This window comes from Vibrio cyclitrophicus, assembly GCA_023206055.1.
GTDB lineage: Bacteria > Pseudomonadota > Gammaproteobacteria > Enterobacterales > Vibrionaceae > Vibrio > Vibrio cyclitrophicus_A.
In genome coordinates, this window is record CP065366.1 from 1376003 (window position 1) to 1391240 (window position 15238).

Here is a 15238-nt window from a genome sequence, read left to right on the forward strand (position 1 = left end):
CCAGTTCGACGATGTCGGACTGGCTTTTTAATGTGTGTTGTAACTGAACGCTTCAACGAGAAAATTTTACGCTCAGTTAGTCACTACATCATTAGTTAAACATTGCGATTGCTTCAGCAGGGTCTACGTACTCTAGGTCAAAGCTCTCTGCAACTTCTTTACAAGTCACTTTACCGTGGATTACGTTTAGACCTTCTAGGAAACCTTCATCAGATAGAAGTGCTTCGCGGTAGCCTTTGTTCGCTAGCTTAACAATGTAAGGAAGTGTTGCATTGTTTAGTGCGTAAGTAGAAGTACGAGCAACGGCACCTGGCATGTTAGCAACACAGTAGTGAACTACGTCATCAACGATATAAGTTGGGTCGGCGTGAGTCGTTGCGTGTGAAGTTTCGAAACAACCACCTTGGTCGATTGCAACATCAACAACAGCTGAACCTGGCTTCATCTTAGCTATGTGATCTTTTGTTACAAGTTTAGGAGCGGCTGCGCCAGGAATTAGTACTGCACCAATTACTAGGTCTGCTTCTAGAACATGCTTCTCAATAGCGTCTTCAGTAGAATAAACGACTTTTGCGCGACCTTGGAATTCTTCATCAAGACGACGAAGTGTATCTACGTTACGGTCAAGGATTGTAACATCAGCGCGAAGGCCAACAGCCATACGTGCTGCGTTAGCACCAACAACACCGCCACCAACAACAACAACTTTTGCTGGTTCAACACCTGGAACGCCGCCAAGAAGAAGACCACAACCACCGTTAGATTTCTCTAATGTTTGTGCACCTGCTTGAATAGACATGCGACCAGCGACTTCAGACATTGGTGCTAATAGTGGCAAGCGACCCATATTATCTGTTACAGTCTCATAGGCTACGCAGACAGCTTTGCTCTTGATAAGCTCTTCAGTTTGCGGAAAATCTGGTGCAAGGTGTAAATAGGTAAATAATATTTGCCCTTCGCGAAGCATAGCTCGCTCGACAGCTTGAGGTTCTTTAACCTTTACAATCATCTCTGCTTTCGCGAAAACGTCAGCAGCAGTAGGAAGAATGGATGCGCCTACAGCGATGTAATCATCGTCTGAAAAACCGATACCATTACCGGCATTGGTTTCTACAAAAACTTGGTGGCCGTGTGAGATTAGTTCTCTCACGCTAGCTGGGGTCATACCAACGCGGTATTCGTGGTTCTTGATTTCCTTCGGTACGCCAATGATCATCCTGACTCCTCATTTTATTTTGGTTGTTTTATCTATGCGTAGGGTAATTCTGTCGAATTAATATCTAGTATAGATAGGTTCAGATAAAATTTGATACTGAATATTAAAAAGTTGTAGTATATTTTTTTGCAAGGAAGTAATAAGGTGGAATAAAAAATGGCAGACAATTATAAGAAGCCGTCCAAGGAACTAGATCGTATTGACCGCAACATTCTTAATGAGTTGCAAAAAGACGGTCGTATCTCAAACGTTGAACTCTCAAAACGAGTAGGACTTTCTCCAACTCCATGTCTTGAACGTGTTCGTCGTTTAGAACGTCAAGGTTACATTACTGGGTACACAGCGTTGCTGAACCCACAGTACCTTGATGCTTCACTTTTAGTGTTTGTTGAAATTACGTTGAACCGTGGTGCGCCAGATGTGTTCGAACAATTCAACACCGCTGTGCAGAAACTGGATGACATCCAAGAGTGTCATTTAGTGTCGGGTGATTTTGACTATCTTCTAAAAACACGTGTATCTGATATGGGTGCTTACCGTAAGCTACTGGGTGATACGTTACTGCGTCTACCAGGCGTAAACGACACTCGTACTTACGTTGTAATGGAAGAAGTGAAACAAACTAATCAACTTGTGATTAAAACTCGTTAATCACAATTGGTGAAATGAAAGAAAGCGGACATTTGTTCCGCTTTCTTGCTTTCTGGAATTGGGTTTTTCTGTTTGATATGGTTAAATCAACAGTAGTTTCATGAAAACGAATGGCTCGTGCCGTTCGCTATGTTTTTATCCCGTTTAATTATTAAGTTGGTTTATGTTCAAGCAGAGCAGTAATAAAGTAGAAACAATCATTAAAACGAGTGAAGAGCCTCAGTCTCCTCGTTTGAATGGTTCTCAACGTCTCAAAGAGTGCAGCCTGATTTTGGGTGTTCTCTTCTCTATTCTACTTGCCGTTGCGTTATTAACTTTTAGTCCTGCAGATCCATCATGGTCGCAAACGGCGTGGGGTGGTGACATTCAGAATGCGGGTGGCTACCTAGGTGCATGGTTGGCGGATACGCTTTTCTTTGTCTTTGGTTCACTGGCTTACCCGCTGCCTATATTAGTGACTGTGGCTGCATGGGTGTTGTTCCGCAAACGTAATGAAGACGAACAAATCGACTTCATGTTGTGGGGCACTCGCTTACTTGGCTTAACCGTTCTTATTCTTACTAGTTGTGGTCTAGCGGATATCAACTTTGACGACATCTGGTATTTCTCATCAGGTGGTGTGGTAGGTGACGTTTTAACAAGCCTTGCTCTTCCAACGTTGAATGTTCTTGGTAGTACGCTGGTTCTTCTTTTCTTATGGGGCGCTGGTTTTACTCTATTGACCGGTATTTCTTGGTTAAGCATTGTGGAATGGTTGGGTGAATGTGCTATCAAATTCTTCACCTCTGCTGTTAATAAGGCACGTGGCCAAGATCAAGAACTGCTTGAGCCTCAGCTAAGAGAATCAGCAGACCGCGATTTAATCAAAGAACGTCATCAGCAGCATCAAGAGCCAACTTACCGCGATGTTCCTGCTATAGAGGACAACAAAGAATCAACAGAGCATGACCCGCTAGATCCTGCGATGAGTTTTTCTGCGACCAATGATTCTTCAGGTGTGGCGACAAATGCGCTAGACAATGCAGCATTGCCGAAGCGTCATTACAATATTCATATGCCAGTCGATGCTCCTGCGAAGCAAGAAGCTCCTGCCCAAAAACAGCCTCAGATTCAGCCTCAACAAGTTGAGCAAGAGCCGGTTCCTGCTACACCAGTTTACCAAGCGCCAGAAGAGCCTTTAGAAGAAGGTGTCGAACGTTCTAAACAGTTGAACGCGACTATTGAACAGTTAGAAAATGCGGCTATGTACGAAGATGATCTTGCAGAGCAGGAGCAGGTTGACGCGCATGAATCTCAGATCGCGTACCAACAATACATGCAGAATGAGCAACCCTCAGTTAATCCTACAGAAGAGGTAGCTGAAGCTGCTGCTCCAGTCATGGATAGCTCACCAGACATAAATAACGAATTCGCTGCGGAAGATGTTCAACCAGAATCTCTATACGCTTCGCCAATGGGTGAAATAGAAGAAGCACCACAAGAATTCTCAACGCCTTTCGAGACAACGGAAGAGCAAAACTTTGAACCTAATTCAGAGCTAGATGTTGAGCCTGTTGATAATGACGAACAGCCACTTGCTCCGTCACCTTACGAACAAGAGCCGACGCAAACGACCAAGCAAAACCAAGAACAAGAACCAGTTGTTGATCTTCCTTGGGAAGAGGTAACAGAAGAGGAACCTGTACATCCAGACCAAGACGTAGCGGCATTCCAAAACATTGTCTCTGAAGCACAAGCAAACATGGCAGCAACGCAAAACCCGTTCCTCGTTCAGCAAGATGTTAACTTGCCTAAACCAGCAGAACCATTGCCAACGCTTGAATTGTTGTTCCACCCTGAAAAGCGTGAAACCTTCATTGATCGCGATGCACTTGAAGCAATCGCTCGTTTGGTTGAATCTAAATTAGCCGATTACAAAATCAAAGCTGATGTGGTTGATATTTTCCCTGGTCCGGTTATCACTCGATTTGAGTTGGATTTGGCTCCAGGTGTGAAAGTAAGCCGTATCTCAGGCCTTTCTATGGACTTAGCGCGTTCACTGTCTGCATTAGCAGTACGTGTGGTTGAAGTTATTCCAGGTAAACCTTATGTGGGCTTAGAACTGCCGAACATGAGTCGTCAAACGGTATTCTTCTCAGATGTTGTGGGTAGCACTCAGTTCCAAGAAGCGAAGTCACCAACGACAGTGGTTCTAGGACAAGACATCGCGGGTGAAGCTGTAATTGCTGACCTGTCGAAAATGCCTCACGTTCTTGTTGCAGGTACGACTGGTTCTGGTAAGTCGGTGGGTGTGAACGTGATGATATTGAGTATGCTATATAAAGCATCTCCAGAAGATGTTCGCTTCATCATGATTGACCCGAAAATGCTCGAGCTTTCAGTTTATGAGGGTATTCCTCACCTGCTATCTGAAGTCGTTACTGACATGAAAGATGCATCGAATGCGCTTCGTTGGTGTGTCGGCGAAATGGAACGTCGTTATAAGCTAATGTCGGCGTTAGGTGTTCGTAACATTAAAGGCTACAACGATAAACTTAAGATGGCCGCTGATGCGGGTCACCCAATCCATGATCCATTATGGAAACCGGGTGATAGCATGGATCCAGAAGCGCCATTGCTGGAGAAACTGCCTTATATCGTGGTTATCGTCGATGAATTTGCTGACCTAATCATGGTGGTAGGTAAGAAGGTTGAAGAGCTGATTGCACGTTTGGCACAAAAAGCACGTGCAGCGGGTGTTCACTTGATTCTTGCGACTCAACGTCCATCGGTAGATGTTATTACTGGTTTGATTAAAGCTAACATCCCAACACGTGTTGCCTTTACCGTATCAACTAAAACCGACTCTCGAACCATTCTTGACCAAGGCGGTGCTGAATCGCTACTTGGTATGGGTGATATGCTTTACCTACCGCCGGGTTCTAGCCATACCATTCGTGTTCACGGTGCCTTTGCATCGGATGATGATGTACACGCGGTAGTGAATAACTGGAAGGCGCGTGGTAAGCCAAACTATATTGATGAAATTACCAACGGTGAACAAACTCCTGAAACCTTGCTTCCGGGCGAGAAGATGGAAGGCGATGAAGAGGTTGATCCTTTGTTTGATCAAGTAGTCGAACACGTTGTTCATTCACGTCGTGGTTCGGTTTCTGGCGTACAGCGTCGATTCAAGATCGGTTATAACCGCGCAGCGCGTATTGTAGAGCAGCTTGAAGCGCAAGGTATCGTAAGTGCTCCGGGCCATAACGGTAACCGAGAAGTCTTAGCGCCAGCGCCACCAAAAGATTAGGTCTACACGCCCTATGAACTTATGCCCATTAAGTCGGTCAAATCGAGAATATGACCGACTTATGTTTTAACAGGATTATTGATGAAAAAAGTATTCGCACTTTTATTTATGAGCTTCTCAGTGTTTGCTTCTCCGAAAGAAGAGCTGAGTAGCCGTTTGGCATTGAACGCAGGTTTTAGTGCTGACTTTAAACAAGTCGTGACCAGCCCTGATGGCGATGTTGTGATGGAAGGTGAGGGCACGGTAGAGATTGCACGCCCAAGCTTGTTCCGCTGGGAAACCACGTTCCCTGATGAAAACTTGTTGGTATCTGATGGCCAAAGCTTGTGGTACTACAGCCCATTCATTGAGCAAGTGAGCATTTACTGGCAAGAGCAAGCGACATCGCAAACGCCTTTTGTATTGCTGACTCGTAACCAAGAAAGCGATTGGGATAACTACAATGTCGCGCAAGCGGGTAACCAATTTACGCTAACGCCAACGGCTGTGGATTCTAATCAGGGCAATTTCCAGATTAACATCACCGAGAAAGGCATTGTTCAGGGCTTTAATGTGATTGAACAAGACGGCCAAAAAGGTGAGTTTACCTTTAACAATGTTGATTTAGGTAAACCTGCTGCAGACCGCTTTACTTTTGTGGCACCGGAAGGTGTCGAAGTCGACGACCAAAGAAACTGATCCAAACTGGCAGATCGTTTGGTAGTAAGTCGATAGGCATTGATGCCATCAACGAATCAAGAGATTGCAATTGAGTAATTACAGCTTAGATTTTGCAGGGGACGAAGATTTTCGTCCCCTTGCTGCTCGTATGAGACCTGAAACTGTTGAACAGTACATCGGTCAGCAGCATATATTAGGTCCAGGTAAACCCCTTCGCAGAGCGTTGGAAGCGGGCCATATTCACTCCATGATTTTATGGGGGCCTCCGGGCACCGGTAAAACCACGCTGGCAGAAGTGGCAGCAAATTACGCCAATGCAGAAGTTGAGCGCGTATCAGCGGTGACATCGGGTGTAAAAGATATTCGTATCGCCATTGAAAAAGCGCGTGAGAACAAGCAAGCAGGGCGTAGAACGATTCTATTTGTGGACGAAGTCCATCGCTTTAACAAAAGCCAACAAGATGCCTTTCTACCCCATATCGAAGATGGCACGGTTACCTTTATCGGCGCGACCACAGAAAACCCTTCTTTTGAATTGAACAACGCTTTGTTGTCGCGTGCGCGTGTCTACAAACTGACTTCTCTCAATACTGATGATATCGCCCTCGTCATTCGCCAAGCTATCGAAGATAAGCAGCGTGGCCTGGGTGATGTGACGGCTGATTTTGCAGATAACGTTCTAGATCGCCTAGCTGAACTGGTCAACGGTGACGCGCGTATGTCGCTCAACTATCTTGAGTTGCTGTATGACATGGCAGAAGACAACGATAAGGGCGAGAAAGCGATAACGTTGCAGTTGTTAGCTGAAGTGGCTGGCGAGAAGGTTGCTCGTTTCGACAACAAGGGTGATATTTGGTACGACCTAATCTCCGCGGTTCATAAGTCGATTCGTGGCTCTAATCCCGATGCAGCGTTGTATTGGTCGGCGCGAATGATTGCGGCGGGTTGTGACCCTTTGTATATCGTAAGGCGCTTATTGGCGATTGCTTCTGAAGATATTGGTAACGCTGACCCAAGAGCAATGCAGGTTGCGATGTCGGCTTGGGATTGCTTCACGCGTATTGGCCCAGCAGAAGGGGAGCGTGCGATTGCTCAGGCGGTTGTCTATTTAGCGTGTGCACCCAAGAGTAATGCCGTTTACACCGCTTGGAAGCAAGCCTTAACGGACGCACACAATCTCCCTGAATATGAAGTGCCGCATCATTTGAGAAATGCACCTACAACTTTGATGAAGGACATGGGCTACGGGCAAGAATACCGTTATGCTCATGACGAACCAGGTGCCTACGCGGCTGGAGAAAAGTATTTACCGCCTGAAATGGGCGAAACACAATACTATTTCCCAACAAAACGAGGCTTAGAGACCAAAATTGGCGAGAAGCTAGATTATCTGGCGGATTTGGACGCAAAAAGCCCACAAAAACGCTATGAAAAGTAGTCTTTTTTGGATATCGTTACCTAGTCATAAAATTTATATTAAATCGTTAGAAATTGGTCGAAATAGCACCAGTTTTAGGGGTTTAGCAGTGATTCAGTAGCAAACTACTGAATATTCAAATAACTAAAGCATAGGATTAGCAATGCTGGATTCTAAATTACTTCGAGCTGAGCTGGATGAAACAGCGGCAAAATTAGCACGTCGAGGCTTCGCCCTTGATGTAGAGACAATTCGTGAACTTGAAGAAAAACGTAAGTCCCTTCAGATGAAAACTGAAGAGCTACAAGCGTTACGTAACTCTCGATCGAAGTCCATTGGTCAAGCGAAAGCAAAAGGCGACCATGAAGAAGCTGAGCGTATCCTTGCAGAAGTAGGCAACTTAGGCGCAGAACTAGACCAAGCTAAAGTAACATTGGCTGAGCTTCAATCTGAGCTAGAAACGATCACAATGTCGATTCCTAACCTTCCTGACGCAGAAGTGCCAGATGGTAAAGATGAAGACGACAACGTAGAAGTTTCTCGTTGGGGTCAACCTAAGACTTACGACTTCGAAGTGAAAGATCACGTAGATCTTGGCGAAATGTCTGGCGGTCTTGATTTTGCTAGCGCAGTTAAAATCTCGGGTTCTCGTTTCATCGTGATGAAAGGCAAGTTCGCACGTCTACACCGTGCTATTGCTCAGTTCATGCTGGACCTTCACACTGATGAGCACGGCTACACAGAAATGTACGTACCGTACCTAGTGAACCACGATAGCCTATACGGTACTGGTCAACTTCCTAAGTTCGGCGAAGACTTGTTCCACACAAGCCCGCTAACTGAGCAAGTAAGTGATGTGCCGCTTAAGACGCTATCGCTTATCCCTACTGCGGAAGTACCGGTAACGAACATGGTTCGTGACACGATTACTGATGAAGCTGAACTGCCACTTAAGATGACAGCTCACACGCCATGTTTCCGTTCTGAGGCGGGTTCTTACGGTCGCGACACTCGTGGTCTTATCCGTATGCACCAATTCGACAAAGTTGAATTAGTACAAATCACTAAGCCAGAAGACTCAATGGCAGCGCTTGAAGAGCTAACAGGTCACGCTGAGAAAGTACTTCAACTTCTAGAGCTTCCTTACCGTAAAGTGATTCTATGTACTGGTGACATGGGCTTCGGTTCTGCGAAAACTTACGACTTAGAAGTCTGGGTTCCAGCGCAAGAGACTTACCGCGAAATTTCTTCTTGTTCAAACATGTGGGATTTCCAAGCACGTCGTATGCAAGCTCGTTTCCGTCGTAAAGGCGAGAAAAAACCTGAACTTGTACACACGCTAAACGGTTCTGGTCTTGCTGTTGGTCGTACTATGGTTGCTATTCTTGAGAACAACCAAGAAGCAGATGGCCGTATTGCTATCCCAACAGTACTTCAACCATACATGGGCGGCGTAACGCATATCGGTTAATCTAATGTTTTAGGCATTGCCCTAAAATAGATGACTCAAAAGGCTTTGCTGTTATGGCAAAGCCTTTTTCATTTCTGGAGGTTACCAAAGCTGATATTACATCAACAGAAGCTACATGTAAGAGAAGTTCGCTTTGGCTTCATTATCTGCTTGTTTGCAGGCCAGCAAGGCTTTGCGATAGTAATTTTGGTAATTGTTTTTAGTCAGCTCATCTAGGGTATACAGCTGTGTAATGACCTCATCACATTGCTGAATAATACTCAGAACCTGTTTAGCTCCCATCGAATCAGGCCAGATAACAGAGAGTAGCTTTACGATGTTCATGCACACGTTCTTGATCATCGGACAGCGCTTATGAATATCTAAGTAAGCCCCTAGTACCTGCTTGTAATCCGAAGACGCTTGTTTGATCGTGATGTTTTTTTGCTTTAGCCATTCCATCTTTTCTGTGTTTCGGCGCTTCATTTCAGCGCACATGGTCATCTGACTCGATATCACCGTCTCATTGGCCGTTTTGATGATCAACATGCCACAACGGTTGTCTGCGACTTTGAATTCATTCTCACAGCTCATCTTGTCGAGTAGCCATGTGTGATGATAAATGACAGGAAAAGCATTGAAGTCATTCTTGTCGTGCAGCGTGGTCAAAATGGTGACAGCTTTTTGGTACTGTTTTGATTCCATTGCAATGTGCGCAGCTATAAGCGCTAAGTCCACTTGTAACTCGGTTCTTTCCTCCGTTGGTATCTTTGATATTAGGTAGTTAACCTGATCCAACGTTGCTTGGTTGTTTACTTCATCAGACGCGCAATAGAGTAAAAAGCGAATATGATTGAGTTTCATGTAGAGATTATCGCGAAAGGTACCTCTATTGATTTGTATATAGTTTTGATAGTGAGCCAGTGCTGACTTTGAATCGTTGACTGATAAGCATAAATTGGCGATGGCTAACTCTCTCTCAGAGTTACCGGGTGTGAGCTCACTGGCTAACTTAAAATGAACAATGGCGTCTGGCACCTTGTTGCTGATCAGATTCACTTGAGCCGCTTGGTCTTGGTACAAAGTGCTAGAGGGCGCAGAGTCAATCAAGCTTTCGATCATATGTTGTGCTTCGTTAAGCTGACCTAGATTCGCAAGGCTGTTTGCTAATCCTGCCTGTGCCCAATCGAAGCTGCCTTCATCCAGTGCTTTCTCATAAACGCTCTTGGCTTCGTCGTAGAGCTTAAGTTTTGACAGAAAGCTTCCGCGAAACTGCTGGATCGTCGCGAAATATTCGGGATGAAATGCGACCAATTCTTCACAGTACTCCAAACCCGCTTGGTAGTTGTTTTCTCTTTCGGCCTTATAGACACTTTGTAGAACGAGCTTCTTTTTCAGCGAGCTAGTAATACGTTGCTTCAATGTTTCACGATTGAACGGTTTTAGTAAGTAGTTATCAGGTCGAAGCTCTAAGATAGGGCGAATCGATAAAGCCGAGTTTTCGCCTGTGACAAGTATAAATATCCCGTCCCCCTTCAATCTTTTCGACTGTTTCAACTCTTCAAATAGCTGTTTGCCGTTAATGGTATTACCAAAGTTATAATCACAAATGATCACATCAAAGGTTGTGTCATTTGTGATGGTCATTGCTATGCGCGGAGATTTAGCAATGGAAATCAAACGTTCTGAGAAGCCAATATGGATCAGCATATTACGAATCGTTGAAAGTACTATCGCGGAGTCATCAACGATAAGGGCATTTAATTGAGTTAATTTCATGTTTATTTTAAATTATTTACTGACGTGAATTCTGAAAAGCTTGCTGGCTTGGACGTAATAAAACCTTGGTATTTGGTCATGCCAATTGTTTTTAAGTATTCAAGGTCTTGTTGTTGTTCAACACCTTCGACGATACAAGAAAGCCCTAGGTTTTCTGCTAAGTTGATGCAAGCTTTTGTTAGAATCTGATTCTTTTTGTTTTCGCTAATATTGTTTACAAAACTGCGATCTACTTTTAATTCAGTAAATGGCAGGCTTGATAGTTGTGACAGAGAGGCGTAGCCGGTGCCGAAGTCGTCAACCGATAGCCCAACACCTAACATGCTCAGTTTCGCGATATTTTTATAACAGTGCGCGTCAAGCAAGATCGTTTCATGCTCTGTGATCTCTAGAGTCAGCAGTGATGGCTCGATTTTGTACTTGTTACATAAGCTTGCAACTTGATCCGCAATTTCGAGTTTTAACGTCGATTGCTCAATGTTGATCGCGAAGTGAATCGGCTTACGCATTGATGAAATGTCTTTGAGAGCCAGTTCAAGCACAGTAAAGAAAAGTCGATCCATTAAGCTAAGTTGGCGCAAAGCATCCATAAAATGGAAAGGGGTTAGCAATCCCAATTCAGGGTGCATAATACGTGCAAGTACCTCAACCCCAATCAGTGTCGATTGTTCTACGGAGTGTTGCGTCTGATAAGCGTTGGTAAACCACTCCTTTTCAAAGGCTTCAATCGTTTGCTGCTCACTCAACGTTACTGCGGTTGGCAAGATAGATTTAGCGGTTTGAGTGCGTTTGTATGTCGACAGTAAGCGTTGTATATGTGTTTCATCTACCGGCTTCGGTATTGCTTCCACTTCGTTGTAACCAATGAGATTGCACATGCTTTTTGTCGAATCCAGTGCAGCATCAGCCATAGCGCTCAAAATGACGACCGTTTGTATGGATGCCTGTGCCTCTGGGGAAGCCAACAGTGTTACGCCATCTATTTGTGGTAGCTGAAGATCACAGAATGCAATATCAAAACGATGTTGTTTACATAGCTCTATCGCATCTTCACCATTGTATGCGGTGTAGACTTCGTCAACGCTATAGCGTTTGAGTAGGATCTGAATTTGCGTCGCTTGTAAGAGTGAATCCTCAACGATGAGAATTTTCATAGTGAATTTAACCTGTTTATAACTGCATGAGCTGAGGCAATAGCCAAATCCAACTCTTCAATTAGCTTGTGACAATACATAGGGTTTTCCGTATTTTGTTCACAATCCTTTGCAGCATAATTTAGAGAGTCTAATCCTAGTAAACTCGCTGATCCCTTTATCCTATGCGCTATTGCTTTGATGTTTGGGTTTGCCTCTAACAGCATCGCTTTGTCTAAGCTGAACGAGTCCAAGATGACGGTCGCCATCTGAAGTTGTTCTTCCGAGCTGTAGTTTTTCGCCCAGGATTGATCTGCTGCTTTTTCTTGCTGAGGCAGTAACGTTTCGAGTGCGTATGCGAGCTCTTCAAACGAGTAGGGCTTATAAATCACTTGATCCATTCCCACGTGTTCAGCTTTCTCTATCACTAACTTTGAGTCTTCGGCGGTACAACCAATAATGGGTAGGTGCTTAAACTTATCGATCGAGCGAATCTTTTCAGTCAGTTGATAACCATCTATGTTCGGCATATGACAATCCGTGATGATGATGTCCACGAGTCTTTCGTTGCTCTCTAGTTCTTCCATCGCTTCTTGCCCATCTTTTACAATGATCGTTGTTAAGCCAAAGCGCTTGAGCTGTTTGGCAAATAGCAAGCGGTTAATGGGATCGTCATCGGCGATCAGCACGGTACCAGCAAAGTGGTATTCGATAGCCGGCGTGTGAGCCACACTTTTACCTTGCGAAGTGATATCGCTGAGCAGTAAATCTGGATACAAGTTCTGCCACTGTGTGGAGCGCTCAATCACCGGACCATAATCATTCATTTGACTATCGATTTTCCAAGCTTTAAGCCACGACAATACTTCTCTGTCTTCGCAAGAGATTGGAGTGTTGACGATGATAGGAACTGTGCCGCCTTTGATTGGCAGCGTAATAGTGACTTTTGTCCCCAAGCCTAGTTTACTTTCGATGTTCAACTTGCCGTTCATCATGTTCACAAGGCGTTGAACCACTGTTATGCCAAGGCCTGTGCCGCCGTAACGTCGGCTGATACTGTGGTCACCCTGTGCGAAAGGTTGAAAAGCTCGAGTGATCTGCTGATCTGACATTCCGCAACCTGTATCTGTAATCGTTAATTGCAGTTGCGTGGCAGATGCTTTAACGGAAACTAAAATGAAGCCATCTTCAGTGAATTTAATGGCATTATTTAGAAGGTTATTGAGTATTTGTGTCACTCTTAACCAGTCTAAACTTGCGCTCGCGATTGCGTTCATTTTCCAATCAAGTTTGAATTGAAGATTGTTTAATCGCGCATTTGTCTCAAAGGTTCGGAATATCGGGCACAATTCATCGTAAATGTTGCTCTTCTTAGACTCTAAGTGGAGTTGATTCGCCTCCATTTTGGATATATCGAGAATGTCGCTGACCAGCAGTTTTAAGCGCTCCGCAGATAACTGAGCATTGCTAAGAAGCTCCACGTCATCTTTATTTTCTATTTTGGTACTCAGCAGTTCCATAAGGCCAATCATGGCTGCAATCGGTGTACGCAGTTCATGGCTAACGATCGCTAAGAATAGATCTCGAGCTTTGATCGCCTCTTGAGCTTTTTTATTTGAAACTTCGAGCTCACGCTGCTGTTTCTCCCACTTTGTCAGGTCATCGAGCACGGTCACTATGTAAGAATCATCTTTCGGTGCGTTTTCGAGGTATTGGCGAATCACCCTAAAGTGTTGCTCGCCGCTACTGCAATTACATTTTATGGTGCTCCAGATACCAAGTTTGTCACTCAATTGTTCATCCTGATCATTGAGCCAGCAAAAACTTGGTCTTTCTCCATGAGCCAGAGAACGGCATGCAGACATCTGCTTATCGAAAGCGCTGTTCGCTAGAATCAATTGACCATTTTGGTCATGAATAGCAATGAGGCTAGGTAGGTTGTCTAGTAGATCAGTTAACCACTGGATCTGATCGTAGCTACGTTGCTCTGATAACTGAGCACGCGTTAGTGATAAAGACAGTCTACGTGTTCTTACCAAACCAAAAATGATCAACGCGAACACTATGCATGAGATCATTAGGGTATAAGCGATAATACGCTCTTTACTGTAGCCATATTGTGCAGTGATGTTGTGATGCTTCAGGGTCAATAAGTCGATTTCATTTTGTGTGGTCAATGACACCGCTGAATTAATCACATTCTGTAAGAATGTAGAGTCTTTACGAAGAATGACGCCCATTTTTCGAGAAAGTGGTGCGCTTTCGTCACTCGCGATAATATGAAAGATATTGCCATACCCGTTATAGACATAAAGATTCGCGATGCTTTGAGGAATGTACGCGTGAGTGATCTTTCCATTGCTCATATCATTGATTAGAGAGTCAATATCTTGATATAGGACTGCGTCTGCCAAGTCAGCATTGAGAGAGTCTTTTTGAATAAAATAACCGGTTCTATCGAGTATCGCAGTGCGTTTAACATCCCACGGTTTATTGGCTTCTGTGTAAGCCCAATCAAGCGTCATAAAAGGTTGGCTGAATTGGAACTCTTGATTGTTGGGTTGCTCGACATCGAACCCCGGTAGGAATTCGACCTCTCTGTTTCTCAACATATCGACAATGTCTTTGCCGTCTGGTGGGATGTATTCAAAAGAAACACCAAGCTTTCTTGAGATTAATGCTACTGCGTCATGAATAAATCCAACCGTTTTTTTACTTGCAGGATCCAAATAAGAATATGGGTATGTGTTTTCACTTACGGTGTATCGAATAGTGTGACGATCATATTCACCTTCTAGTACTTGATTAATCAAATCATCATAAAAATGGAAGAAATAATCTGAGTAACGTAGGGCAATATCTTTGGCGTTACTAATGAGTAAGCGATCGACGATTGATTTCAGTTGCTTATCTTCTTTTCTCATCATTATTTGAATACTAAAAGAAGGTATCTCTCTCGAGTATTCCAAATTACCTTGCCATTCTCCAGGGGTCACAACAGAGTAATAGCTTTGTATGGATGTCAAATCGAGAACGGTAGCGTCCGCATTACCTACCGAAAGAGCAGTAATTAACTCGGGGGTATTGTTTACAAATATGATTTTAGAGTTACCTTGGTCTTTGATGACCTGACAAAACATTGAATTGCGAATACAAGCCCACGTTAGCTCTTTCTTCGAATTATTTTGCGTGTTTTCGTCTCGGTACCAATACACATTGGGTATTTCGTACAGGCTGCTAGAAAAAGCGAAATGCTCATCACGCTCTTTTGTTTGAGCATAACCAAAGGTTAGATCGGCCTCTCCGTTCTTAATGGCCTTATGTAGAGTTCGAGAAGATAAGTAATCTTTAACAACTATGTCGATACCCAGTTTTTGTTCTAATAATTCAACGATTTCGGATTCGGATCTGTGATTCTTATTTACAATGAGATCTTCCCACATTCGTTTATAGACGTAGGTAGGTTTGGCAATAACAATCGTTTTCTTTGAACGTAGATAATTGAGTTGTTCATCACTGAGGTTTATTTCAGAGGAAAGGCTTTGAAAAGATAAAGGCAGTAGAGAGAGAAAGTAGATTAGAAAGTTTTTCATAATATTCGAGACTATATAAAGTCTCGGCATTTTATGATGAGTATTTA

At 43.9% G+C, this 15238-nt stretch carries 9 protein-coding genes; 5 read left to right on the forward strand and 4 right to left on the reverse strand.

Going from position 1 to position 15238, the window contains the following annotated elements:
• Positions 1 to 91 precede the first annotated feature (91 nt).
• A complete protein-coding gene (ald, locus tag ITG09_06175) occupies positions 92 to 1216 on the reverse strand; it encodes an alanine dehydrogenase (protein ID UPR53208.1) in 1125 nt (374 codons plus the stop codon).
• A gap of 156 nt (positions 1217 to 1372) precedes the next feature.
• On the opposite strand from ald, the gene lrp reads away from it, so the two are divergent.
• The 5 genes from lrp (at position 1373) to serS (ending at position 8707) form a co-directional block, all read left to right on the forward strand.
• Positions 1373 to 1867 (forward strand): leucine-responsive transcriptional regulator Lrp, encoded by a 495-nt coding sequence (lrp, locus tag ITG09_06180; protein ID UPR53209.1) that lies wholly within the window; start codon positions 1373 to 1375, stop codon positions 1865 to 1867.
• A 163-nt stretch (positions 1868 to 2030) separates the two neighbouring features.
• A complete protein-coding gene (locus ITG09_06185) occupies positions 2031 to 5159 on the forward strand; it encodes a DNA translocase FtsK 4TM domain-containing protein (GenBank protein ID UPR53210.1) in 3129 nt (1042 codons plus the stop codon).
• Positions 5160 to 5240: 81 nt separating this feature from the next.
• Positions 5241 to 5837: an outer membrane lipoprotein chaperone LolA gene (gene lolA, locus ITG09_06190; GenBank protein ID UPR53211.1), complete on the forward strand. Its 597-nt coding sequence runs from the start codon at positions 5241 to 5243 to the stop codon at positions 5835 to 5837.
• A 70-nt stretch (positions 5838 to 5907) separates the two neighbouring features.
• Complete coding sequence (locus tag ITG09_06195) at positions 5908 to 7257, forward strand: replication-associated recombination protein A (GenBank protein UPR53212.1); 1350 nt, start codon at positions 5908 to 5910, stop codon at positions 7255 to 7257.
• A 142-nt stretch (positions 7258 to 7399) separates the two neighbouring features.
• Positions 7400 to 8707: a serine--tRNA ligase gene (gene serS / locus ITG09_06200; protein ID UPR53213.1), complete on the forward strand. Its 1308-nt coding sequence runs from the start codon at positions 7400 to 7402 to the stop codon at positions 8705 to 8707.
• A gap of 111 nt (positions 8708 to 8818) precedes the next feature.
• On the opposite strand, the gene ITG09_06205 is transcribed toward serS, so the two are convergent.
• The 3 genes from ITG09_06205 to ITG09_06215 are packed head-to-tail and all read right to left on the reverse strand — an operon-like array spanning position 8819 to position 15221.
• On the reverse strand, positions 8819 to 10465 hold the full coding sequence (locus ITG09_06205) for a response regulator (protein ID UPR53214.1): 1647 nt from the start codon (positions 10463 to 10465) through the stop codon (positions 8819 to 8821).
• Between the two features lie 2 nt (positions 10466 to 10467).
• Complete coding sequence (locus tag ITG09_06210) at positions 10468 to 11619, reverse strand: EAL domain-containing protein (GenBank protein UPR53215.1); 1152 nt, start codon at positions 11617 to 11619, stop codon at positions 10468 to 10470.
• Positions 11616 to 15221 carry a transporter substrate-binding domain-containing protein gene (locus ITG09_06215; GenBank protein ID UPR53216.1) on the reverse strand — a complete coding sequence of 1202 codons (3606 nt, stop codon included), beginning with the start codon at positions 15219 to 15221 and terminating at the stop codon, positions 11616 to 11618. Before ITG09_06215 ends, ITG09_06210 begins: the two co-directional genes overlap by 4 nt.
• Positions 15222 to 15238 lie beyond the last annotated feature (17 nt).

Bases quoted from the DNA above. Each gene is read 5' to 3' on its own strand.
- ald (UPR53208.1), bottom strand. From the start codon at position 1,216: ATGATCATTGGCGTACCGAAGGAAATCAAGAACCACGAATACCGCGTT.
- lrp (UPR53209.1), top strand. From the start codon at position 1,373: ATGGCAGACAATTATAAGAAGCCGTCCAAGGAACTAGATCGTATTGAC.
- ITG09_06185 (UPR53210.1), top strand. From the start codon at position 2,031: ATGTTCAAGCAGAGCAGTAATAAAGTAGAAACAATCATTAAAACGAGT.
- lolA (UPR53211.1), top strand. From the start codon at position 5,241: ATGAAAAAAGTATTCGCACTTTTATTTATGAGCTTCTCAGTGTTTGCT.
- serS (UPR53213.1), top strand. From the start codon at position 7,400: ATGCTGGATTCTAAATTACTTCGAGCTGAGCTGGATGAAACAGCGGCA.
- ITG09_06205 (UPR53214.1), bottom strand. From the start codon at position 10,465: ATGAAATTAACTCAATTAAATGCCCTTATCGTTGATGACTCCGCGATA.
- ITG09_06210 (UPR53215.1), bottom strand. From the start codon at position 11,619: ATGAAAATTCTCATCGTTGAGGATTCACTCTTACAAGCGACGCAAATT.
- ITG09_06215 (UPR53216.1), bottom strand. From the start codon at position 15,221: ATGCCGAGACTTTATATAGTCTCGAATATTATGAAAAACTTTCTAATC.